This window comes from Methylomonas sp. 11b (assembly GCF_000515215.1).
GTDB lineage: Bacteria > Pseudomonadota > Gammaproteobacteria > Methylococcales > Methylomonadaceae > Methylomonas.
Map to the genome: position 1 here is coordinate 3,230,380 of NZ_KI911557.1, position 22,306 is coordinate 3,252,685.

Annotated in this window: 23 protein-coding genes; 13 read left to right on the forward strand and 10 right to left on the reverse strand. The window is 52.2% G+C overall.

Annotated elements, in window-relative coordinates:
* The first annotated feature begins 20 nt into the window (after positions 1–20).
* Positions 21–257: a 50S ribosomal protein L28 gene (gene rpmB / locus METH11B_RS26875; protein WP_026147067.1), complete on the forward strand. Its 237-nt coding sequence runs from the start codon at positions 21–23 to the stop codon at positions 255–257.
* A gap of 11 nt (positions 258–268) precedes the next feature.
* Positions 269–424, forward strand: coding sequence for a 50S ribosomal protein L33 (gene rpmG, locus METH11B_RS0115550; protein WP_013816853.1), 156 nt, complete (start codon positions 269–271; stop codon positions 422–424).
* 59 nt (positions 425–483) lie between these two features.
* Here the strand turns inward: rpmG and METH11B_RS0115555 are convergent, their stop codons facing one another.
* Entirely contained in the window at positions 484–1,815 is a 1,332-nt protein-coding gene (locus METH11B_RS0115555; RefSeq protein WP_026602808.1) for a cyclic nucleotide-binding domain-containing protein, read from the reverse strand.
* 152 nt (positions 1,816–1,967) lie between these two features.
* On the opposite strand from METH11B_RS0115555, the gene METH11B_RS0115560 reads away from it, so the two are divergent.
* Positions 1,968–3,308, forward strand: coding sequence for a DegQ family serine endoprotease (locus METH11B_RS0115560; RefSeq protein ID WP_020483970.1), 1,341 nt, complete (start codon positions 1,968–1,970; stop codon positions 3,306–3,308).
* Between the two features lie 2 nt (positions 3,309–3,310).
* Here METH11B_RS0115560 and rep read toward each other — a convergent pair whose 3' ends face one another.
* Positions 3,311–5,317, reverse strand: a complete 2,007-nt coding sequence (gene rep / locus METH11B_RS0115565; protein WP_026602809.1) for a DNA helicase Rep — start codon at positions 5,315–5,317, stop codon at positions 3,311–3,313.
* Positions 5,318–5,353: 36 nt separating this feature from the next.
* Positions 5,354–5,509 carry a hypothetical protein gene (locus METH11B_RS30050; RefSeq protein ID WP_313733074.1) on the reverse strand — a complete coding sequence of 52 codons (156 nt, stop codon included), beginning with the start codon at positions 5,507–5,509 and terminating at the stop codon, positions 5,354–5,356.
* A gap of 115 nt (positions 5,510–5,624) precedes the next feature.
* Here METH11B_RS30050 and METH11B_RS0115570 point away from each other — a divergent pair, with 115 nt between their 5' ends.
* The 6 genes from METH11B_RS0115570 to METH11B_RS0115590 all read left to right on the forward strand — a co-directional run bounded on the left by METH11B_RS0115570 (position 5,625) and on the right by METH11B_RS0115590 (position 9,844).
* Positions 5,625–6,257, forward strand: a complete 633-nt coding sequence (locus METH11B_RS0115570; RefSeq protein ID WP_269319501.1) for a class I SAM-dependent methyltransferase — start codon at positions 5,625–5,627, stop codon at positions 6,255–6,257.
* A 43-nt stretch (positions 6,258–6,300) separates the two neighbouring features.
* Positions 6,301–6,888, forward strand: a complete 588-nt coding sequence (locus METH11B_RS0115575) for a hypothetical protein (RefSeq protein ID WP_026602811.1) — start codon at positions 6,301–6,303, stop codon at positions 6,886–6,888.
* A complete protein-coding gene (locus METH11B_RS27905) occupies positions 6,863–8,104 on the forward strand; it encodes an alpha/beta fold hydrolase (protein ID WP_026602812.1) in 1,242 nt (413 codons plus the stop codon). Before METH11B_RS0115575 ends, METH11B_RS27905 begins: the two co-directional genes overlap by 26 nt.
* A gap of 25 nt (positions 8,105–8,129) precedes the next feature.
* Positions 8,130–8,540 (forward strand): GFA family protein, encoded by a 411-nt coding sequence (locus METH11B_RS28650; protein WP_081733818.1) that lies wholly within the window; start codon positions 8,130–8,132, stop codon positions 8,538–8,540.
* 100 nt (positions 8,541–8,640) lie between these two features.
* Positions 8,641–9,132: a DUF4240 domain-containing protein gene (locus METH11B_RS0115585; protein WP_026602813.1), complete on the forward strand. Its 492-nt coding sequence runs from the start codon at positions 8,641–8,643 to the stop codon at positions 9,130–9,132.
* A gap of 67 nt (positions 9,133–9,199) precedes the next feature.
* Positions 9,200–9,844, forward strand: coding sequence for a DUF6928 family protein (locus METH11B_RS0115590; protein WP_026602814.1), 645 nt, complete (start codon positions 9,200–9,202; stop codon positions 9,842–9,844).
* 170 nt (positions 9,845–10,014) lie between these two features.
* Here METH11B_RS0115590 and METH11B_RS0115595 read toward each other — a convergent pair whose 3' ends face one another.
* The 4 genes from METH11B_RS0115595 to METH11B_RS0115615 all read right to left on the reverse strand — a co-directional run bounded on the left by METH11B_RS0115595 (position 10,015) and on the right by METH11B_RS0115615 (position 13,910).
* Complete coding sequence (locus METH11B_RS0115595; protein ID WP_026602226.1) at positions 10,015–10,968, reverse strand: IS110 family transposase; 954 nt, start codon at positions 10,966–10,968, stop codon at positions 10,015–10,017.
* A gap of 284 nt (positions 10,969–11,252) precedes the next feature.
* On the reverse strand, positions 11,253–11,669 hold the full coding sequence (locus METH11B_RS0115600) for a hypothetical protein (RefSeq protein WP_026602815.1): 417 nt from the start codon (positions 11,667–11,669) through the stop codon (positions 11,253–11,255).
* A 253-nt stretch (positions 11,670–11,922) separates the two neighbouring features.
* Entirely contained in the window at positions 11,923–13,182 is a 1,260-nt protein-coding gene (locus tag METH11B_RS0115610) for an NAD(P)/FAD-dependent oxidoreductase (RefSeq protein ID WP_026602816.1), read from the reverse strand.
* Between the two features lie 47 nt (positions 13,183–13,229).
* Positions 13,230–13,910 (reverse strand): SDR family NAD(P)-dependent oxidoreductase, encoded by a 681-nt coding sequence (locus METH11B_RS0115615; RefSeq protein WP_026602817.1) that lies wholly within the window; start codon positions 13,908–13,910, stop codon positions 13,230–13,232.
* 213 nt (positions 13,911–14,123) lie between these two features.
* Between METH11B_RS0115615 and METH11B_RS0115620 the strand changes: the two genes are divergently transcribed.
* On the forward strand, positions 14,124–14,750 hold the full coding sequence (locus tag METH11B_RS0115620) for a DUF998 domain-containing protein (protein WP_026602818.1): 627 nt from the start codon (positions 14,124–14,126) through the stop codon (positions 14,748–14,750).
* 75 nt (positions 14,751–14,825) lie between these two features.
* Here the strand turns inward: METH11B_RS0115620 and METH11B_RS0115625 are convergent, their stop codons facing one another.
* A complete protein-coding gene (locus METH11B_RS0115625; protein ID WP_036277648.1) occupies positions 14,826–15,257 on the reverse strand; it encodes a DUF2721 domain-containing protein in 432 nt (143 codons plus the stop codon).
* A gap of 170 nt (positions 15,258–15,427) precedes the next feature.
* Here METH11B_RS0115625 and METH11B_RS0115630 point away from each other — a divergent pair, with 170 nt between their 5' ends.
* Entirely contained in the window at positions 15,428–16,501 is a 1,074-nt protein-coding gene (locus tag METH11B_RS0115630; protein WP_036277650.1) for a TIGR03790 family protein, read from the forward strand.
* On the opposite strand, the gene METH11B_RS26885 is transcribed toward METH11B_RS0115630, so the two are convergent.
* On the reverse strand, positions 16,498–17,895 hold the full coding sequence (locus METH11B_RS26885) for a sensor domain-containing diguanylate cyclase (protein WP_026602821.1): 1,398 nt from the start codon (positions 17,893–17,895) through the stop codon (positions 16,498–16,500). The two genes, METH11B_RS0115630 and METH11B_RS26885, sit on opposite strands and share 4 nt — an antisense overlap.
* Before the next feature lie 46 nt (positions 17,896–17,941).
* Entirely contained in the window at positions 17,942–18,544 is a 603-nt protein-coding gene (locus METH11B_RS0115640) for a nitroreductase family protein (protein WP_026602822.1), read from the reverse strand.
* A 327-nt stretch (positions 18,545–18,871) separates the two neighbouring features.
* Between METH11B_RS0115640 and ileS the strand changes: the two genes are divergently transcribed.
* Both ileS and lspA read left to right on the forward strand, forming a co-directional pair.
* Positions 18,872–21,703, forward strand: a complete 2,832-nt coding sequence (gene ileS, locus METH11B_RS0115645; RefSeq protein ID WP_026602823.1) for an isoleucine--tRNA ligase — start codon at positions 18,872–18,874, stop codon at positions 21,701–21,703.
* Entirely contained in the window at positions 21,696–22,175 is a 480-nt protein-coding gene (lspA, locus tag METH11B_RS0115650) for a signal peptidase II (protein ID WP_026602824.1), read from the forward strand. The genes ileS and lspA overlap by 8 nt, the downstream gene beginning before the upstream one ends.
* Positions 22,176–22,306: the final 131 nt, after the last annotated feature.

A 22,306-nucleotide genomic window follows, 5' to 3' on the forward strand; every position in this document is an offset into this window, starting at 1 on the left:
AAGCTCGCATTGAGGTAGTCATGTCCAGAGTATGCCAAGTAACAGGTAAACGCCCAGTAACAGGGCACAACGTTTCACACGCCATGAACAGAACCAAAAGACGTTTTACGCCTAATCTGCACCACCACAGATTCTGGGTTGAAAGCGAAAACCGTTGGGTTCGTTTGAGAGTATCTTCCAAAGGTATGCGTATCATCGACAAAAACGGCATCGATGCTGTTCTGGCCGATATGCGTAAACGCGGCGAACAATTTTAAGGAGACTGAACATGCGTGACAAAATCAAATTGGTATCTAGCGAAGGCACCGGCCATTTCTACACCACCACCAAAAACAAAAAAACCATGCCTGAAAAAATGGAGATCAAAAAATTTGATCCCGTGGTTCGCAAGCATGTGATGTACAAAGAAGCTAAAATCAAATAAACAGCGTTTTATTGATCCGCTTTCAGGCGTTGGCGGGCTAGTAGCAAGGTTTTTTCCGACTAGCCACCGCCACCGGCCTTCTTCATCGCTTCCAGCTCGGCTTTTAGCGATTCCGTAAATTTGGCAAGTGCCAAATATTTCATCTCCAAAGCCTTTTTCTCTGCTTCCAAAATATTGTATTTGGTTTTAAGCTGTTGCAGAAAGCGCCGTAAACGCTCCATGTCGTCTTGTATTGAGGATTGCTCGGTGAACGAGTGATTCGTCTCGCCTTCGCCACCGGCTCCTCTAAAATTACTAGTCTCAATACCGTCGTCGATCGGAAATGACGAAGGCGCTTTCAGCTCATCCGGGTTAATGCTGTCGATACCGCCGCTTAAAATCAGCGCATTGAATTTATGCCGCATCAGGATGAAAGCCGCCGTTTCGCTAATCTTGCCGTTCTGACAAACCACGACGATGGGATGCTGACGATTCAAGGTTTTTAACTGCATGCGCAAGGAAAAAAACGGCAGATTGATGCTGTACGGCAAATGCTTGGGCTTATATTCGTCGGGCTCGCGCACATCGATCAAATCGGCGCCCTTGGCGACTAAATCCTGGGCATCTTTATAGCTGATATATTTAAGCGTTGGCTGCTTGATTAAGGTTAGAAACTGTTCCTTACCCAAACGCAACAAACACACATCGGTCAAAGCACTGACTGAAACATTACGAGGCTCACCTGAAATCAGCGCGTCCTCGCCAAAAGTATCCTGATCGCTGAGTTGCGCCAACTTGATCTCTTTGGCATTCGGTGCCGGCTTCCTGCTCACCAAGCATTGCCCTCTTTTGATGATGTAGTAAAAATCGCCCGGCTCACCTTGGTTGACAATCACGGTGCCGGCATCCACGCGCACTTCCTGCATACCCATCAAAATTTTTTGCAAATTAGCCGGAGGCAACGCCCGAAATACCGGCGACTTCAACAAGGTCGTCATCCAGTCGTCATTGTCCTCCACCTCTTCAACTACCATAAAACTCTCTGCTTCTTCATACGGGACATCTTGAACCGATTTCATCATATCAGCATTCAATCGCAAAAAACGAATTCGGGTACTCGCAACCGCATGCACTTTTCTGGGGATTTGATGCGCCAGCGCGAAGCGCGCCGAAGGACTATCCGACTTGATCGTTTCTATCTTTAACAGATCGGTCTGCAAGGTCACGCTACCGTCGATCAAGTAAACCAGATCGTTACGTTCATCCCCGCATTTGAACAAAAATTGACCCTCTTCCGCATCCTCTATCTTGATTTGTGCGCACAGCGCCTCAAACTTACTGAAGGGCAAGGTGGATAGCGGAATTAATTGCCGAATGACACGGCCCTCAGCGGAATGGATGTCGACAGCCACGTACTCGTCGCGAATAAAAAGTGAAGGGAAACCAACAAGAAAACTTAATCTATGATAGTCGATTATTAAGTAAACTCTCAGTGAAACATTTAGCCACCCAGCGTGTCCATGCTGGCAACTTAACTGCCTGGAATGCAAAAACCATGACGAACATGAACAAACTATTCCTGATTATCTTGTTTGGCCTGAGCAGCTGGCGAGCCGGCGCAGAATTACCCGGACAAGTCGACGGCGCGCCATTACCCTCCCTGGCACCGATGCTGGAGCAAAGCATGCCCGCCGTCGTTAACATTTCCACCTCGACCAATGTGCGGGTACAGGAAAATCCATTGATGATCGATCCGGCGCTTCGGCGTTTTTTCAATATCCCCAAAAACCAGCGGCAACAGCAAAAAAACAGCCTGGGCTCGGGCGTGATCATCGATAAGGATCAAGGTTATGTGTTGACCAATAATCATGTGATCGATAAAGCCGATAAAATCACCGTCACCCTCAGCGACGGCCGGCAGCTTAACGCCAAACTATTGGGTACCGATCCGGAAGCCGACGTCGCGGTGATTCAAATCCCCGCCGATAACCTGAGCGCCTTGAAAATCGCCGACTCCAGCCAGCTTAAAGTCGGCGACTTCGTGGTCGCCATAGGTAACCCGTTCGGCCTCGGCCAAACCGTTACCTCCGGTATCGTCAGCGCCCTGGGTCGTTCCGGGCTGGGGATTGAAGGCTACGAAGACTTTATTCAGACCGATGCCTCGATCAACCCCGGCAACTCCGGCGGCGCCTTGGTGAATTTACGCGGCGAATTTGTCGGCATGAACACGGCAATCCTGGCGCCCACCGGCGGCAACGTCGGCATCGGTTTCGCGATTCCCTCGAATATGGCGACTCGGCTGATGGAGTCGCTGGTGCAGCACGGCGAAGTGCGCCGCGGTTTGTTGGGTGTAACCACGCAAGATTTGACGCCGGAACTGGTAAAAGCCTTTGCCCTGAAAAGCCAACACGGTGCGGTCGTAAGCCGGGTAGAGGCGGGATCGCCTGCGGAAAAAGCAGGGTTAGAGCCGGGCGATATTATCCTGGCAATCAACGGTCAGGACGTCAAAGGTGGCAGCGCCCAAATTCGTAATGCGGTGGGTTTGCTGCAGATCGGCGACACCGCCAACCTGGAGATCATGCGCGGCGAAGAACGCAAGTCGCTACAAGCCACTATCGGCAAGCCGAAACGGCCGGAGCTGGACGGCAATAAACTGCATCCGACTCTAAGCGGAGCCGTGCTCGGCGTAACCCCCAAGGATCAGGTGGAAGGCGTAATGATCGAAAAAGTCGAACAGAATTCCAAAGCCTGGAAAACCGGTTTGCGGCCCGGCGACATCATCGTCACCGCCAACCGTTACCGGGTCAGAAATTTGGATGAAATCAAGCAGGTGGTCAATCCCAATGCGCCATTGCTGGTCAATCTGCAACGCGGCGGCGAGGGGTTTTTCGTAGTCCTGCAATAGGCTCAATTCAACATCGTCTTCAGTGCGGCAAGACTAGCCTTGCCGCGCTGCTTAATCTCTTCCGGCGGCAACTGCTTTTTGTTGGCCCATTCCAGATCCTCTTCCGGCAGTTCGTTTAAAAACCGGCTGGGTTCGCACTCGGCCATGTCGCCGTAACGCTTGCGATGCGTACAATAACTAAAGGTTAAAGTCTGTTGGGCGCGAGTGATGCCCACATAGGCCAAACGCCGCTCTTCTTCGATATTCTCGGTTTCGATGCTGTTCTGATGCGGCAGCAGGTTTTCTTCCATGCCAATCAAAAACACATGCGGAAACTCCAAGCCCTTGGCAGCATGCAAGGTCATCAAGCTCACCTGATCGCCGGCTTCGTCTTCCTGATTGCGATCCAAAATATCCAGCAACATCACCTTGGCAATCACATCCGCCAGCGACTGCTGAGCGCCTTGGTCTTTAGTGGCGAGACGTTGCAGCCATTCGATCAACTCGTAAACATTTTTCAGTTTGCGTTCCGCCGCTGCCGGGGTTTTGCTGTTTTCTTGCAACCAGGCCGAGTAGTTGATCTCGTCGATCATCTTGTTGATCACTACAAAGGTATCCTCGCGCTCAACCTTAATCGCCGTCTCTTTCAACCAATCGCAAAATTTGCTCAAACGTTGTACCGATTTTTCCGGCAGCCGCTGTTGTAGGCCCAACTCGTTGCAGGCCGCAAACAAACTGATATGCCGCTCGTTGGCGTAGGCGCCGAGCTTTTCCAGCGTGGTCGGCCCAATCTCCCTGCGCGGCGTGTTGATCACCCGCAAGAAGGCCGCATCGTCGTCGCGATTAACCAGCAAGCGCAAATACGCCAGTACGTCCTTGATTTCCGCATAGGAAAAAAACGAGGCGCTGCCGCTGATGAAATAGGGCACATTGTTCTCGCGCAATTCCTTCTCGAACAAACGCGACTGGTGATTGCCGCGATACAGAATCGCGTAATCGCCATAGCTGCCGCCGGTCTTGAAGCGATGATGCACAATTTCGGCAGTAACTTGCTTAGCCTCGGCCACGTCGTTCTTGTGACTAAGCACTCGCAACGGGTCGCCATAACCCAGTTCGCTCCAGAGTTTTTTCTCGAAGGCGTGCGGGTTGTTGGCGATCAATTGGTTGGCCACCTTCAAAATCCGCCCGGCGGAACGGTAGTTTTGTTCCAGCTTGATTACCTGCAAGCGGCTGTAATCTTTTTGCAGTTGTCCAAGGTTCTCCGGTTGCGCACCGCGCCAGGCGTAGATCGATTGGTCATCGTCGCCGACCACCGTAAAGCGGCCGAGATTACCAGCCAATAGCTTGACCAGTTGATACTGAGTGATATTGGTGTCCTGGTATTCGTCCACCAGTAAATAGCGAATTTTGTTTTGCCACTTCTCCAGCACATCCGGATGTTGTTGGAACAGCAGCACTGGCAACAAAATCAGATCGTCGAAATCGGTGGCGTTATAAGCCTTTAAACTACGGGTAAATGCTTCGTAAAGCAGCGCCGTCGGCAGGCTGTTGGCGTCGGATTGACTCAAGGCTTGTAGCGGGGTGATGAAGGCATTTTTCCACTGGCCGATTTGCCAGTTGTACTGCTCGACGTTATCAATATCGCAACCGCCGACACCGTGACTGATTAGATTACGCAGCAAAGTCAACCGGTCCTGCTCGTCGAACAAGGTAATCGCGGCCTTATAACCCAGAGCCTTGTGCTCGGCGCGCAAAATATCCAAACCCAGGGAATGGAAAGTCGAGACTCTTAGCCCACGCCCCTGCTTGTCATCCAACAAACGGCCAACCCGGCTCTTCATTTCCCGCGCCGCCTTGTTGGTAAAAGTCACCGCCGCAATATGCCGCGCGGCAGTGCCTTGCTGCACCAGATACGCAATCTTCTCGGTAATCACCCGCGTCTTGCCGCTGCCAGCGCCGGCCAGCACCAGTAGCGGTCTATCGATAATTTTAACGGCGGCGAGTTGTTGGGGGTTGAGTTTGGGGGACACGACAACAGCTAAGTGAATAACAAGAAGGTTATTATCTCAGGCTAAGGACGATAATGTTGATTCTCTGATTTCGTGGGCTATACCCAAGCACTGGATTACCAAACTGGAACTTGGGAGACAGTAGACATGCGTCAAAAACTGCTCAATTTCTCTAGCACCCAGGTCGCGCGGATGTTGCTTGCCAAAATACAAAATAAATCGTTTAATCCAGTCCGCGTAAGGCCTTTTCTGTGCGAATGCTTTAGAGCCTCAAACGAATTTTGGCACGCACTTGGTCTAATTCGAGGAACGCGCCCCTTTTACTGCTATTGATCTAGGAGCGGGCTTCGGTATGCACTCCATTCCGTTGGCTCGTTGCGGCTATTCGGTGGTCGCTATAGACAGCTCCCCAAAGCTTCTTGAAGTACTACAAGACCACATCGAGTCGCTGCCCATTCAAACGGTGGAGGACGATTTGCTGGCCTTTCAAAAGTACTTGAACGCGAAGGCGCACCTCATCCTATGCATGGGCGACACGTTGACTCATCTGTCAGATACGCAGTCCGTCGAGCAATTGTTTTCTCTTGTCGCAGAGTCGTTACACCCAGACGGCATGTTCATTACCACCTTTCGAGACTACACCTCAGCCCTAGTTGGGGATGGACGCTTTATCCCCGTAAAAAGTGACAATGATCGCATCCTGACTTGCTTTCTTGAGTACTCTCCCGACTACGTTACCGTTCACGATGTGCTTCACGAGCGCAGTGGTTCTATCTGGCAACTAAGCGTCAGCTCCTATCGAAAACTCAGGCTTTCGCCGGAGTGGGTATCCTCGAAACTTCAAGCCAAAGGGTTTACGGTCCGCATCGAGCCTGGGCTTGCAGGTATGGTTCGTGTTGTCGCCAAGCGTCTAACACTGCGCTCAACCGGACCCGCGCGAAAAGCCGCGCAGGCCGGTTAGCGCCACGTTAGGTCTTATCAGGACTAGACATAGGAGATTAGTCATGAACCCCAAAAACATTATTGCAATAGCTACCATTCTTTTTTTCTCGGCAACGATGAAAATAGAAGCAGCGACGATTACGCCAACTGATATGACGGGACTACGAAGCTTTGACGGTGGTGCGAACGTTTTACTTCTGGGTTTTGACGCTGTAAAACTTGGTACAGAAGATCGTACGTTAGTTCATTTTGATATTAGTGGATTAACTGGAATATTACCGAGTTCGTCACTCAGTATCCCTATAGAAAGTCTCGATCCAGAACCAGGTATATTTAAGATATATTCCTTTGCTGGCGATGGGGTCGTCAGTACTGACGAATGGAATATGGGGACACTTTTTCACGTCTTTACTGATGTTTATGGAGGATTTCTATCCATTGACACCTCAATACTTTTGCAAACAGCTGTGGACAACGGAGAGTCTTACTTGAGCTTTAGTTTTCGTGGCGGAAATTCTGTTCGTTACTGGTTATCGGATATTGTAGGATTGCCTGAGCCTTCAATAACTATAGTTCCGCTTCCTGGCGCATTTTGGTTATTTTATACATGCCTAGGCCTAGTCTATGGCTTTCAAAGGAAAACATCATGATGCAGAAAAAATACCCAACGTGGCGCTCAACCGGAGCGCGGTTATATGCGGTTTTGTTTTTCAGTTTTCCGTGCCGTGCCTGGTTACCTCTAAGTTGGGCGTCATGGATTTCGCTTTCTTGCAGCGTTTTCGCTTCTTAATCTTCGGGTTTGCCATCGTATGCTTTGCCATGCTGGCAGGAGCCGTTTATCAATTCCAAAGGACTACAGCAGACCTGGCCGCATTCCCACCTCCCGGGCGCATGATTTCAGTAAACGGCGTAAACCTTCACCTATTCTGCATGGGCTCCGGTTTTCCAACGCTGACTCTCGAAGCGGGTCTTGGCGAAAACTCTTTGAGTTGGCATCCAGTTCAATCCAAGCTTGCTCAGAGCATGCGAGTTTGTTCCTATGACCGTCCAGGGCTTGGCTGGAGCGATCTAATAAATGCTCCTATCCATGTCGAAGATGTCGCCAAGAATCTACATACGCTGCTGAACAATGCGGGTATTTCTCCGCCTTATGTATTAGTCGGACATTCCCGAGGAGGCATATATGTCCGTGCCTTCTATCGTCAGTTTCCTGCGGAGACGCGGGGTATCGTCCTTGTCGATTCGACTCATGAGCAAAGCCCTATGCACCAGTATCCGTATGCCGTATGGGACTATTGGAAACAAGCTATGCAGATTGCAATTGCCGAGCCGTTGTCGCGCGTCGGCCTAGTAAGGCTGATAGGGCTTGCTGACGCCGACCGCATACCTTCCCCGCTACCGGCGGAAGTGCTGGCAGCGAAAACAGCTGTACAAAACCGCAGTGATACCGCGCGTGCGGTTGTCAATGAAATTGCCGTCATGCGCCTAGGGCTAAGTCCAACCACACCTCCTCCAACCGATTTGGGAAATCTGCCCTTATTGGTACTGACTGCCGGAAACTTGGTAGACCAGAGCTTGGTCGAGCGCGAAGCAGAGAAATCGGGTAAAAATATCGAAACTGAAAAAGCGCTCGCCAGAATTCAACAGACTGAGCAGGACGACCTAGCCCGCTTGTCCAGCAATTCACGGCATATCATTATCAAACATAGCGGACACTTCATCATGCAAGATCGGGCAGAGGAGTTTGTCAGTGCCGTGAGCGAATTTGTAAAACCCATTGCTGTGAAATTGGAAGGTGAACGCCCAACCATGCACTCCACCGAACTGCGCAATAAAGGCGCGCTGTCCAATCAATTCAAACGTTAAACTGTTGCAGAAAGGGGCTTGCTGAATGACTTTATTCCGTGGTGGCTGTCTATGTGGTGCCGTGCGCTATGAAACGACCGCTGATCCTTTGAACCAGAGGGTATGCCACTGTAGGGCTTGTCAAAAAGTTATCGGCGCTGCTTTCAATGCTCGCGTACTCATGCGCATCGAACATGTTGCGCTCTCTGGCCCAATCAGCACCTTTCACTCTTCAGAAACTCTTGAGCGCGGCTTTTGTTCGTATTGCGGTTCAAGCATTTTCTCGCGGCGTGTTTCTGCCGGAGTCATCGGCTTAACAGCCGGTAGCCTCGACGAGCCGTCACTGTTCAAACCTGACATGCACTTTTGGGTAGCTTCAAAGCAACCGTGGCTAAAAATCACGGATAACCTGCCTCAATATCCAGAAGGCCCGCCATCTTTAGGTTATAAGCCATGAGTAGTTACAGTAGTTGGCCTAACATTGCATTCGAGGCGACCTGCGCAAAAATCCGCGCAGGCACCAAAACTTCACATTATGCGCACTCAAGGAGGTGCTTATGGATGAAATGAAATTCTGGACGATCATCGACTCGGCGCACGAGCAATCTAACGGCGATATGGACGAGAAGTGCGAGTTGATTCGCACAGCGCTCTCCAATCTACCCAAAGATGATGCGAGAGCGTTTTCGGCTCATTTCCGTGCAATGATGGATCGTGCCTATTCCTGGCCATTATGGGGCGCGTCATATGTGATTAACGGTGGTTGCGGCGACGACACCTTTTCTGATTTTCGAGCTTCGCTTATTTCTCGCGGTCGCACTGCGTTTGCGCGCGCACTCGCCGATCCGGATTCATTGGCAACAGAAGACTTTGACGAAGATGCCTGGTTCTACGAGGGATATCAGTATGCCGTAACAGATGGTGTCAAGGCCGCCGTGGGTTCAGCCATCAGTCGGGAAAGTCCCCATCCCGATGAGCCATCTGGTCAAGCATGGGATGAAGACAACGTCTATGAGCTCTATCCGCAGCTCGCCGAAAAGTTCGCATAACATGGCATTTAACCGGCGTGGTCGGTTACCTCTAACTTGGGCCTCTTTAACCTACAGGAACTGATCTATGGGCGCGAAAACTTGGATGCTCGTACTGGCAAACGCCAATGCGCGTGAGGCACTCGCTGCCAAGCCTACTTTGGACTGGGAGGCAACCCAGAAACTTGCCAGTACTCTATTCCCCGGCGAAAAACTGGAACAAATCGGCGATGGTGATCTGTCCTATACCTGTCCGCCGGATGATGAGGTGCATATAGGCTGCTTTCCGGGGGTATCGGTCGTCGCGGCCAAAGAGTTTGGTATCGACTACCCATCGAAATTACCTCAGCGGTTCATCGATGCAGGTGAGAACGGAATAGCCACGCTTCACGCTATGCACAGCGTCGTTGATTGGTTTGCGTATGCGACATGGGCAAATGGAAAGCTAGTGCGCTCCCTGAGCCTCGCTCCAGACAGCGGCATCATGGAAGACATTGGGCAGCGCCTGCCTTTTGAAGAACCGTTCTGGTCAGGGAATCATCCAGCTGTTGATGACGACGAAGCGGCTGCTTATCCACTCCCGTTTCACCCCCTAGATCTTGGGGAGGCAACTTTGAAGGATCAGTTCGGCTATCAGCTTGAGGGCTATATCGATGCCTCGCTGCTTGAACCTGAGTCAGTTCCGCTCGTTCGCTATAAACGTTACCGCTCTCCGTGGTGGAAGTTCTGGTGAAAAGCCCAACCCATTATTTCGCCGGACTTGCGCAAAAAGCCGCGCAGTCCTGTGAATTCAAACGTTGGATAGTCGTGTTGTGGCATTGGTCTGATTTAGAACCCCATGCGGTTCCAGTGATTGCTGACTTTAGCAGACGTCCCATCAATACTGAGATTCTATGGTTTTCGTCAAGCTGCATTGTTGAGGCAAGCAATTTTCTGAGCGTCAAATCGGGCATCGGCTTGTTGCCAAAGCGAGAATGCGATGCGTAATAATTTTCTGGCGATAATCACTAGCGCCTGAGTTGCCGAGAACTCTCTGGCTCTTAACTCTTGGTAATAGGGTTTCCACACAGCCGTTTTGGCGGCTGCCTGGGCGCAGTTGTATAACAGCCGTCTCAGTTCACCCGGTCCCCGTTTGGATACGCGTCGGCGGCCCCGCTTTTGGCCTGAGTCACAGGCTCGGGGATCCAGCCCGACAAAGGCTACTACGGCATCGCTGCGGCTTAACGGGACCCGATCAAACAAGACAGCCAGCTGTGTTGAGGTTTGCCGGCCAATACCCGGTATGCTCTCAAGACGTCGGGCCTCGGCTTTCAGTGCAGGCTGCAAAGTTAATAAGTCATCCAGTTGCTGATCGATATGCTTGAGCAATCCGTCCAAGGCGGCCACGGTATCAATGAGTGGCGCTTCAAGTTCCTTCACGCTTCGCAAGGCTTTTTGCAGGGCTTGACGATGCTTGACGACCGTCGCACGGCGCCGTTGCAGTAAAGCCACTTGGTGCTGCATCGCCGAAGCAGGTTGATAGGGACGTAAATGACCCCGTTCAGCGGTGATAAATCGCCGGATCATTTGGGCGTCCACTCGATCCGTCTTGCCCCGTCTGCCCAAACCCAGGGCATAATGGCGCATATCCCGTGGGTTCAGCACATAGACGACCATGCCCATCAATACCGCTTGCTCTGCCATGAGTTGATGATAATCGCTGGTGGCTTCCAGGCCAATATAACTCCCGGTCGGTAACGTCTTCAGCCAGGCATCGATGGCCTCTGCCGTATTGGCAAGCGTCAACAAACCCTGCTCTGAATCTATCACCAGTTCATCTTTTGCTACATCGATACCGATCAACATTTCGCTTGTCATACGTCCTCCACCTGTTGAAAAATAAGAGAGTCGGGGTGGTGCGTCTGCCGAGTAAGCTTGTGCACAAATCGGCGGTCTAACCGCTAGATTCTTCATCGACTCTGGAAGACGCGATGGGATGATTTCTCAGTGAGGTCTGTCTTAGCAGATGCTTGTCGATGTCCCTCCATCCCGACAACCAAAGTCTCCCCGATTCTCTTAACCTTTACCATACAAGCCTGTCGAAGTGATCGCCAAGCTCAGTGTTAACGGAATATCAATAATAAGTAGGTCAGGATTAGTTGCTACTTATCGGCACGTTGACAAAATAATATCGCGTCTCGCCAATCCAAACCTTTTCCTGTGGCATTTTGAAAGCAATCTACTGTGTTTTTGGCGTTATTGGTGCCGGCACAGAGGTTGATTATGTTTTGCCAATCCCAAGTTATCCCTTTACCCCAGTTCACCCGGCCGTCGAGCACACTTAGAAAGCAAGCGCCCGGCTCGGCTGGCTTGGTCGTTCCCGCACATAGTTGCTTGACGTTTTTTGGCTCCCAATTCATATTTTTATCGTCATTCCAAGGGATTTTGCCTTGCACCGAGTTAAAGCATTCCGATTCGTGATCGGATGCTTGAACGGTCAATGGATTAAAAAACAAAGCAATTGAGCCAATGGCAATCGAGATGCGGATAAAACGGTAAATAGTATTTGATATTTTCATGAGTAATTCCCTGCATTTTTTAATATTGATGTTAAATATAATTTATTAGCTAAAAACTATATTTTTGGCTCGCTAATAAAATACTCGATAGCTAGAGTATTTGGTTACCAGCTTACGCAGACTCACTATTCCATGAAAAATATGTTTGTCGAATATTTACAAATCCACCTTCAGCCTATTAAAAAATTTAATAAAAATAATAAGCAAAATAATACCCAAGTCAATTAAATACTCGATTAATAATAACCAGGGCTTACAAACCGTTTTGCGTCAGTGCATTGGCCTGCCAATACCGGGATAAATCATTGTTTGAAAACCTGTCTATGGAAAACTCTTCAATATCAATGGCATTTGAAATCACACTGCCTTCAGTAATTAAGTCAGCAATTATCTCTCCGAAAATTGGCGCATATTTCAATGCCTGACCGGCGCCCAAACAGTGGTACAAATTAGTAAACTGGGTATCTGCACCGAGGATAAATTTCAAATCAGGCGTAATATCGAAAAACGAATGATAGCCGCCGGCATAAACCGGTTTTCCGATTTTCGGGAAACGATTAATTACCTTGCCTAGATAATTATCCAGCTGTTGCTGGGTAACATTGAAACTCAGCGCGTCGTAAATGACGTTGGCGCCCTCCGGATTCATCGCGGTTCGGCTAAATGAGCGGGCAATATCCTTGGCGTTACGGCTGCGAGGTTGATGCATATGTAAAATGCTGCCGCGCCAGCGACGAAAATAGGCTTGATTCACGTAATCGGCAATGATGGGCATGCCCTCGGGAATGTCATGGACGCTTACTAGAAAGTTGGCTGCATACACGGGTTCCAATGCCACCGGGATGTTCAAGCCGATACCGGCAAATAAATCCGCGCTCCACGCACCGGCGGCATTGATCACATGTTCGGCAAAAATTTTGCCCTGACTGGTATGCAGGGCAGTGATACCTTGCCCGGCATGTTCAAAATCGATCACATCGCAATGCTCCAGCACGTCAACGCGAGTCTTTTTGGCCGCTGTTTGCATGGCGTTTAAGATCTGCGGCGAATCCAGCTGCAATACGTCCGGTTCGTAGTAGTAAATTTCGTCCGGCACGGTTTTAAGGGCTTGGCGGCTCAGTTCCAACACGTCGCGATGGGCAAGCATCGCAAAGTCTATGCCTTCCTGTTGCAGCATGTGCTCCAGCGCAGTCCAACTTTCAGCGCGGCTGTCGGCGGCATTTTCCGCAATCCAGATAGCGCCCGATTGCTCGTAGGGGATGTTGACACCCCAGAGGGGTTTGAGATTTTTCCAATATTGGGTTGCCATTTTGGCCATCCTGGCCGCCATCGGCGAGGCGTTGGCGGACCGGACGATGGCGCTATGCCGGGAGCTAAGTCCGGCACCCAGGACTTTTTTTTCGATAATCGCGACTTTACCGCTTTTATTGCCCAGCCGGCGTTGCACCGAAAAAGCGCATGCCGCGCCGAGACAGCCTCCGCCAATCACCACGGTATGATAGTGCCTATTCATCAAATCTCCGTGCAGCCTGGCGCTGCAAATCAGTTTTCCAGCGGCTATCAAGTCTTGATAGCCGAGATTCCCCCATCGACATGCATGACTTGCCCGGTAATCCAGGCGGCATTTTCGGATAATAAAAACAAAGCCATCTGCGCAATATCCTTCGCTTCGCCCAAGCGCTTAAGCGGATGCCGCGCGGCAGCAGCCTGTTTTTTGCTATCTTCGCGCAGCAAACTTTCCGCCAACGGTGTGTCGGTCAATGACGGCGCAATTGCGTTTACTCGGATTTTCGGCGCCCATTCCGCCGCCAAGGCACGGGTCAGGCCTTCTATCGCTCCCTTGGAAGCAGAAACCGTGGCATGGTAAGGAAAACCGGTTTGCACTGCCACGGTGCTGAACAGCACGACCGAAGCCCCCTCTGCCGCTTGCAGATTACGTTGGTAGTGCTGCAAACAGCGCACGGCGCCGATTAAGTTCAATTCCAAATCCGCGCTGAACTCCTCGGGCTTGATCCTGGCGAACGGTTTTAAGTTGATGCTGCCGGGGCAATAGACCAAACCATGCAAGGGTTCATCGATGACGGGCAATGAGTCGCTTAACACGTCACAACTAAAATGTCTGAATACGTTTGCCACCACAGCAGAGCGGCTCAAGGAATACACCTGACATTGTGGCTGAGCCAAACCGGCCAGCGCGCCGCCAATTCCGCTACTGGCTCCTACAATCAAAACATTACGCATGTTGTGCCTCTGTCAGCCCGTGAATCCAAACAAAATCGGTATTTTGCGGTGGGGGTGCTAATGATTTCTTCTTGTATGCGCCGTAACAGACTGAGTTTTGCACCACTAGCCCCCCGTGTCCTCAAGGCTACCTTGCGGATGCGGTTAGTCAATGCGCTGCGCACTGCGAAGCTGGGCGGGATAAACTATTGTTTTTAGTTACGAGATTTGCGAATGAATCTAAGCCGTTTGGGTATTAGCTGCGGCATCGCGGCTCCGGTAATCTGGCTGTCGCTGATTGGTCTGGCCGGCACCATGCGCCCGGAGTTCAGCCACAGCTACCAGTACATCAGCGAGTTGGGCGAACGCGGCAGCGTCACGGAAGTTCCGATGCGCTACATTGGCTTCGGGTTCGCCGGCTTTTTGTATGTGAGTTTTGCCGCTGCGGTCCCTGCAACTCTGCGCGAAGGTTGGCGTGCGGCGCTGCTGGCCACGCTGATCGGTCTGGACGGAATAGGGCGTATTGGAGCCGGCGTATTCGCCTGCGACCCAGGCTGTGATGGCTTGTCGTCCAGTCAAGAATTACATCGGCTATTTGCCATGACCGGGTTTTCCGCGGCTATTCTGGCGGCACTGGCTTGCGGCATGCTGTTCCGGCGCCATGCTTGGCTGAGCATTCTTAGTGTTTACTCGATAGGCAGCGGTCTTTTGGCGGCAACTTTGCTGCTGCTGATGACTTGGGAAGCCAATCCCATCCAAACTCTCGGTCTGTTCGAACACTTGGCAACCGGCTTGCTCTCCATCTGGACGCTGGTGTTTGCCGTGTGTTTATTCCGCTCATCTGCTTTGTCGGATGAATAGCGCCGCAACTCCAAACGGCAATTGGTAAGGCTTAGCCGCTTATTTGCGACAAACAACATCGGGGCGATCGATAGGCTAGGAACGCTTGCGCCAGACGATAATGCCGGTGGCCAGCGAGATTTCCCTTAGAAAACACAGCAAACCGCCAATTAACGCCAACATCGCCGCGATAAACAATAAGGAAACCGCATCGGACAAATCGATGGCAAACTCCACGCCTACGAACATAGCGACGATGGACATACAAACCAGTAAGGCGCAAGTGGTACACAAGGTAATGGACCAATGAGTCCAATGCGCTCGCCGCGCAAGCGTCCGCATCTCGACATGGTGCGCTTCGGCTTCGACGCCTTTTAGCTCGCCTAGTAAGCGAAACCGGTCCACAGTTCGGCCCAGGCGGCTGGTCAGCACCCCGAGAATGCCGGCCACACCCGTCAACAGAAACACTGGAGCGACTGCCTGTTGAATCACATGAGCAACGGTTGGTATGTTGGCTATGACATCCATAATGATGATCCGCAAAGTTAAGAATTTAAAAAATACCCTATCCTCTAGGACATGCGAAACGGCAAATTTGTCGATTATCGAATAATTTAAACAGGCGTGTTGCATTTAAACGGTGTCCGGTTACAGTGGCCGATCCGATAAATTCGACCGCCAATCTCACGGAGTACCGCGTGTTTACCGTCAAATCATGCAAATTTGCCCTGAAAGGGCTTATCCTCAGCCAGCTGCTTTTCACGCCGACCCTGGCCGCTCCCGTCTCACCTATGTACCGGCCTTCCTCGGCGCTGACCGGTCATGATCTGGCGGTCATCGTCAACGACGCCGACCCGTTAAGTGTGGAAATTGCCGCTTATTACCAAAAACAGCGGCAAATTCCAGCCGAGCAGATGATACATGTGCGGTTTGCGCCGAAACAGGCGGTGTTGTCCAAACAACAATTCGAACAGGTTAAACAGGAAGTCGATCAAAAAACGCCGGCGCATGTACAGGCCTTTGCCTTGACCTGGCTACAACCGTTTCGCGTCGATTGCATGTCTATCACCACGGCCTTCGCGGCCGGTTTTAGCGAATCATTTTGCGCGAAAGGCTGCGTTCAAACCCATAGCAGCCCTTATTTCACCTCCGAAACCGATAAACCGTTTAAAACGCACGGCTGGCGGCCCACCATGGCCGTGGCGGGTAAAACCTTCGCGGAGGCGAAAAGACTGATCGATACCGGTGTTGCCTCGGATTATTCGCATCCGCGAGGCTCGGCATATCTGTTAAAAACCTCGGACCAGGCGCGTAGCTCCAGAGCGGTAATGTTTCCGAAAGTGGCCGAATCGTTAAGCAGTTTCTGGCCGGTGAATTATCTGGAGCAAGACTACATTGAAGGCCGCCAGGACGTGATGTTTTATTTCACCGGTCTGACCAAAGTGCCGCATCTGGCGGATAACCGCTATTTACCAGGCGCCGTTGCCGATCATCTTACCTCCGCGGGCGGTGTGATGTCGGGGAGTGACCAGATGAATATCACCGAATGGCTGAGCGCTGGCGCTACTGCCAGCTATGGCGCGGTCGTGGAACCCTGTAATTTCCCGGCCAAATTTCCCAACCCCGGCGTATTAATGTATTTCTATCTGCGTGGCAGCAGTTTGATCGAAGCGTATTGGAAAAGCGTCGCCCAACCCGGCCAGGGCATTTTTGTCGGCGAACCGCTAGCGAAACCGTTTGCCTATCAAGCACACCAAACGCCGGCGAACTAATCGCGCGCGACATCCGCTTCATCATCGGCGACGACAAGCCGATTGCGGCCGGCTTCCTTGGCGACATAAAGTGCCTGGTCGGCACGGTTTAACAGATCGAGCCGATTGCCGCCATGGACCGGATAAATCGCCACACCTATCGATACGGTGACTTGCGGCAACTGATGATTACCGAATTTTAGCGACAAGCTTTCGATGGCCGCACGCAATGCTTCGAGGCGTTGCAAAATTTTATCCGGCTGGATTTCGGTGGTGACCACCACAAATTCTTCACCGCCAAAACGGCACACCATGTCGCTACCTTCCCGAAAGCCGTTCATCAATTGCGCGGTTTTCTTCAATACTTCATCGCCGGCATCGTGGCCGTAGTTATCGTTGAAGGTTTTAAAATGATCGATGTCGATCATCGCCACGGCCAGCATTTTGCCGCTGCGGCTCATCCGCAACAGTTCTCTATCCAGCACTTCTTCCAGAAAGCGCCGATTGAACAGACCTGTGAGCGGATCGCGGATCGATAATTCGTGCAATTCCTCGCGCAGGGTCAAATTGGCCAAAGCCAGCCGGGCGCTGTCGGCTGTGGCTTCGGCTATCGACAGCTCGCGTTGAATATCTTCCGGGGTTTCGCTGGCAAAACGAGATTCGATGTAAATCAAGCCCAAGGCCCGCGAATGGGCCAATAGCGGAATGCAGAGATAAGGATAGCTCCCTTGCTTTACATGACCGCAGACCGGGTTGATGCTTTGGCCGACCCGCGCCATGTGAATACAACCACGCCGCATGCCCCAACATTCATCCGGGGTAAACACCGTTTCCAGCTCGCTTTCGCTGCTGCCCCAGGCATCGACGAGCACCAGCGAGTTACCGGCGGCATCCAGCATATAAAGACCGCCAACGGAACCGGCAAACAAGCGCACCAAGGCTGCTTTAATGATCGGATAGGCCTCGTCCATTTTTTGGCAGCTCTGCAAAAGATCGGTCATTTCGCGGATCAATTGCATATGCAAAATCGCGGATTCCAATTCGGTTTGGGCTTTTTTTAACGCGGTAACGTCCCTGGCTGCGGCAAAAATCCCGGCGACATCACCGTTCTCATCCCGATAAACCGAGGCGTTGTACATCACTTCGGTGATCTGGCCGGAGGTATGGCAGATAGCCAGCGGGTAATCGGTGACTTTGCCTTGCGAAAACGCCAAGCGATAACCGTCGCGGGCTTTTTGCGGATCGGTAAAGTAGTTGGAAAAATCGCTGCCGATCAACTGTTGGCGCGGCACGCCGGTGACTTTTTCGGTAGCGCTGTTCACGTCCATGATCTTGCCGTCGGCGTTGATAGTCACCAGCGGATCGAGACTGGCCTCGATCAGACTACGCGCGTAGGAAGTTTTCACGCTCTTCATTGGCGCCACTTAATTACGGCGAAAATTCGGAAGTGGACGACAACACCTATCTAAACGCCTCGCCCCATTGCCCCAGATAAAATCGCTGCTCCAAAGCCACGCGGCTGCGTTCCGCCTGCTCGCCGGCTTGAAAGTCTTCGGCTAAGGATCTCGTCTCCCCTTGATAGCCCAACGCCAACATCGCCATCGGCGTGCAGTCGTCAGGCAAATTCAGCACTTGTCGGGCTTTATCGGCATCGAAACCGCCCATTTGATGGGTAATCAAGCCTAATGCATTGGCTTGCAGGCACAAACTCAAGGAGGCAGCGCCGGTATCGTAAGCGGCAAAGCGGTTGGCTTTGCCGTTGTGATTGAAATTCTGCATCGCCACCGTCAAGATCAACACTGGGGCATTTTTGGCCCACAGCTGATTTTTTTCGACAATCACCGATAAGGCATTTTGCCAGGCGGCGAGATTGCTGGATTTGTCGCAAACCACAAAGCGCCAGGGTTGGTCGTTAAAACAGGACGGCGCCCAACGTGCGGCCTCCAAAACGGCGGTCAAATCCTGATGGCTTACCGCTTTATCCGGATCGAAAGCCCGCGGGCTCCAGCGGCTGGCGATTAAGTCGTGGATGTCTACCTGAGTAGTGGCGCGTTTATGTTGCATGGCTGAGCCCCTCGTGTGTGCTTAAGTAATTTTTAGCGCGTGCCGAAGCGGCCTATTACCAACCGTGTGCCACGCATAAACCCGCCGGTAAATTTCGTAAATCAGCAAACCGGATACGGCAACGGATGGTAACTCGCCAACGCCGCTCCGTCCATTTTTAGCACGGTTCGCCGCCAAGCGCCGAGTAGGCTTTATGCCGCTTGGCACTTGGTGCTAAAATCGCGCGTTTACTATCATCCTTAGAATCATTCGGCTAATCGGCGCAACCGTTATTTTCAGCGGCCTAAGTCCGCAACCCAGCCGCTGGAATGCAACGCAGACAACATCATGACCATGGATTACAAACTAACCCTGAACCTCCCCAAGACCGAGTTTGCGATGAAAGCCAATCTGGCGCAACGCGAACCGGAGATGCTGAAAAAATGGAACGAAAACCAGCTGTATCAAAAAATTCGCGAGGTTTGCGCCGGCCGGCCTAAATTTGTTTTGCACGACGGCCCTCCTTACGCCAACGGCGCAATTCACATCGGCCACGCGGTAAATAAGGTGTTGAAGGACATCATCGTCAAATCCAAAACCCTCAGCGGTTTCGATGCGCCTTACGTGCCGGGCTGGGATTGCCACGGTTTGCCTATCGAATTGATGGTGGAAAAATCGGTCGGCAAGGCCGGCGTCAAAGTCACGCCCGCCGAGTTTCGAAAGGAATGCCGGGCTTACGCGAAAAAACAGGTCAATATTCAAAAAGAAGAATTCATCCGCTTGGGCGTATTGGGCGATTGGGATAATCCTTACTTAACCATGGATTTTGCGTTTGAGGCCGACATCGTCCGCGCCTTGGGCAAAATCGCCGCCAAAGGCCATCTGAGCAAAGGCGCCAAACCGGTACATTGGTGTACCGATTGCGGCTCGGCGCTCGCCGAGGCGGAAGTGGAATACGAAGACAAACATTCGCCGGCTATCGATGTGCGCTTCTCGGTGGTGGATGAACATGCATTCATGGAAAAGTGCCACCACGCCGGCGACCGCGAAGGCAAAGGCCCGCTGTCGGTGGTGATCTGGACCACCACGCCCTGGACGCTGCCAGCCAACCAAGCCGTTGCTTTGAATCCGGATTTGGAATATGCCGTGGTGCAATGCGAGATCGACGGCCAAACCGAGCGCTTAGTCATCGCCGAAGCCTTGCTCAAAGATGCTGTACTCCGTTACGGCATCGGCGAACATCACATCGTCGGTTACTGCAAAGGCGCGGCCCTGGAAAACCAATTGCTGCAACATCCTTTTTACGACCGGCAAGTACCTATCATCCTTGGCGACCACGTCACCACCGATGCGGGTACCGGTGCGGTGCATACCGCCCCCGGTCACGGCCAGGAAGACTATGTGGTTGGTATGAAATACGGTCTGCCGGTGGACAATCCGGTCGGCAGCAACGGCGTATTTTTACCCAGCACCGAACTGTTCGCCGGTCTGCATGTGTTCACCGCCAACGAAAAAGTGCTGGAAGTCTTGCGCGAGCGCGGCAAATTACTGCATCACCACGCCTTGCTGCACAGCTATCCGCATTGCTGGCGCCACAAAACCCCGATCATTTTCCGCGCCACCCCGCAATGGTTCATCTCCATGGAGAAAAACGGCCTGCGCGACACGGCTTTGAATGAAGTCAAACGCGTAGACTGGATCCCCGATTGGGGCCAAGCCCGTATCGAAGCGATGCTGAATAACCGTCCTGACTGGTGTATCTCCCGCCAACGCACCTGGGGCGTACCAATCGCCTTTTTCGTGCATAAAGAAACGGGCGAACTGCACCCGCGTACCGGCGAGTTAATCGAGCAGGTCGCCAAACGTATCGAACAACAAGGCATAGACGCCTGGTTTGAACTGGATGCGGCCGAGCTGATCGGTACCGATGCCGAGCATTATCAAAAAATGACCGACACGCTGGATGTCTGGTTTGATTCCGGCGTGACCCACGCGGCGGTTTTGGAGCGGCGCGAACAACTGCGCTTCCCTGCCGACCTGTATCTGGAAGGCTCGGATCAGCATCGCGGCTGGTTCCAGTCCTCGTTGCTGGCGTCGGTAGCGATGAACGACGTCGCGCCGTACAAACAAGTCTTGACCCACGGCTTTACCGTCGATGCCGAGGGCAAGAAAATGTCCAAATCCAAAGGCAACGTGGTCTTGCCGCAAACCGTGATGAAATCGCTGGGCGCGGACGTATTGCGCTTGTGGGTGGCCGGCACCGATTATCGCGGGGAAATGTCAGTATCCGAGGAAATTTTGAAACGCACCTCCGACGGCTATCGGCGTTTGCGCAACACCGCCCGCTTCTTGCTCTCCAACTTGGACGGCTTCGATCCGGCGAAACATCTGGTGGCCAAGGACGATTTGCTGGCACTGGACCGCTGGGCGGTCGATAAAGCCTGGCAGTTGCAGGAAGACATCAAAGCCGCTTACACCGCCTATCAGTTCCAAAGCATTTACCAAAAAGTACTGACCTTCTGCAGCATAGACTTGGGCGGCTTTTACCTGGACATCATCAAGGACCGCCAATACACCGCCAAGGAAGATTGTCTGGCCCGGCGTTCCGCGCAAACCGCGATGTACCATGTCATCGAAGCTCTGACCCGCTGGCTGGCGCCTATCACCAGCTACACCGCCGACGAATTATGGCAATTCATTCCCGGCCAACGCGGCGAATCGGTGTTTCTGGAAACCTGGTACGAAGGCTTGTTCCCGCTGGACACCAACGCAGCTATCAGCCGCGACACCTGGGACAAAGTAATGGCAGTGCGTACCGTGGTTTCCAAGGAACTGGAGCAATTGCGCGGCAAAGGCGCCATCGGCGCGTCTCTAAATGCGGAAGTGGAGCTGTATTGCGACGAAGCTTATGGCGCGGAGCTGAACAAACTAGCCAGCGAGCTGCATTTTGTCTTTATCACCTCCAACGCCGGCGTTGCCGACATGCAATTCTGCCCGGACGATGCGGTAGCGACCGAACTGGACGGCGTGAAACTGAAAGTAACGGTATCCGAGCATCCTAAATGCGTACGTTGCTGGCACCAACGCTACGACATCGGCGAAAACCCTGAGCATCCAGAATTGTGCGGACGCTGCGTGGAAAACGTCGCCGGCAATGGCGAGATCCGTCGTTATGCTTAAGTGGTTGTGGATTTCTGCGGTGACGCTGGTGCTGGATCAGGCCAGCAAACTGGCGGTAGACGGCTCGATGCAGTTGTTCGAGTCGATTCCGCTGATTCCCTACTTCAACCTGACCTACGTGCATAACACCGGCGCGGCGTTCAGCTTCCTGGCTCAAGCCGGCGGCTGGCAGCGCTGGCTGTTTGCTGGCTTGGCGGTAGTGATGAGCAGCATCATCGCCGTCTGGCTGTATCGCCTGCAAAAGCACGAGACCTTGATGGCTGTTGCTTTATCGTTGGTATTGGGTGGTGCCATCGGCAATCTGATCGACCGGGTAGCTTACGGTTATGTGATCGACTTTCTGGATGTTTATTACCAGGACTGGCACTGGCCGGCGTTCAATATTGCTGATTCGGCGATTTGTATTGGGGTGGGGTTGATGTTGTTGGAGAGTTTTGGCTTTGGGCGCAAAGCCGTGGACGTTTTGGAATAGGCTTTTCGAATTACTTTTTGATCAAACGTTAGCCAAAAACTGTGAATTCTGCTTATTTCCCCTCTTTGGAAAAGAGGGGCTAGGGGAGATTGTCAAGTCTGAGGTGTCGCTAGCGCGACAGCTGGTTTTAA

Bases quoted from the DNA above. Each gene is read 5' to 3' on its own strand.
- rpmB (WP_026147067.1), top strand. From the start codon at position 21: ATGTCCAGAGTATGCCAAGTAACAGGTAAACGCCCAGTAACAGGGCAC.
- rpmG (WP_013816853.1), top strand. From the start codon at position 269: ATGCGTGACAAAATCAAATTGGTATCTAGCGAAGGCACCGGCCATTTC.
- METH11B_RS0115560 (WP_020483970.1), top strand. From the start codon at position 1,968: ATGAACAAACTATTCCTGATTATCTTGTTTGGCCTGAGCAGCTGGCGA.
- METH11B_RS0115575 (WP_026602811.1), top strand. From the start codon at position 6,301: ATGAACCCCAAAAACATTATTGCAATAGCTACCATTCTTTTTTTCTCG.
- METH11B_RS27905 (WP_026602812.1), top strand. From the start codon at position 6,863: ATGGCTTTCAAAGGAAAACATCATGATGCAGAAAAAATACCCAACGTG.
- METH11B_RS28650 (WP_081733818.1), top strand. From the start codon at position 8,130: ATGACTTTATTCCGTGGTGGCTGTCTATGTGGTGCCGTGCGCTATGAA.
- METH11B_RS0115585 (WP_026602813.1), top strand. From the start codon at position 8,641: ATGGATGAAATGAAATTCTGGACGATCATCGACTCGGCGCACGAGCAA.
- METH11B_RS0115590 (WP_026602814.1), top strand. From the start codon at position 9,200: ATGGGCGCGAAAACTTGGATGCTCGTACTGGCAAACGCCAATGCGCGT.
- METH11B_RS0115595 (WP_026602226.1), bottom strand. From the start codon at position 10,968: ATGACAAGCGAAATGTTGATCGGTATCGATGTAGCAAAAGATGAACTG.
- METH11B_RS0115600 (WP_026602815.1), bottom strand. From the start codon at position 11,669: ATGAAAATATCAAATACTATTTACCGTTTTATCCGCATCTCGATTGCC.
- METH11B_RS0115610 (WP_026602816.1), bottom strand. From the start codon at position 13,182: ATGAATAGGCACTATCATACCGTGGTGATTGGCGGAGGCTGTCTCGGC.
- METH11B_RS0115615 (WP_026602817.1), bottom strand. From the start codon at position 13,910: ATGCGTAATGTTTTGATTGTAGGAGCCAGTAGCGGAATTGGCGGCGCG.
- METH11B_RS0115620 (WP_026602818.1), top strand. From the start codon at position 14,124: ATGAATCTAAGCCGTTTGGGTATTAGCTGCGGCATCGCGGCTCCGGTA.
- METH11B_RS0115625 (WP_036277648.1), bottom strand. From the start codon at position 15,257: ATGGATGTCATAGCCAACATACCAACCGTTGCTCATGTGATTCAACAG.
- METH11B_RS26885 (WP_026602821.1), bottom strand. From the start codon at position 17,895: ATGAAGAGCGTGAAAACTTCCTACGCGCGTAGTCTGATCGAGGCCAGT.
- METH11B_RS0115640 (WP_026602822.1), bottom strand. From the start codon at position 18,544: ATGCAACATAAACGCGCCACTACTCAGGTAGACATCCACGACTTAATC.
- ileS (WP_026602823.1), top strand. From the start codon at position 18,872: ATGACCATGGATTACAAACTAACCCTGAACCTCCCCAAGACCGAGTTT.
- lspA (WP_026602824.1), top strand. From the start codon at position 21,696: ATGCTTAAGTGGTTGTGGATTTCTGCGGTGACGCTGGTGCTGGATCAG.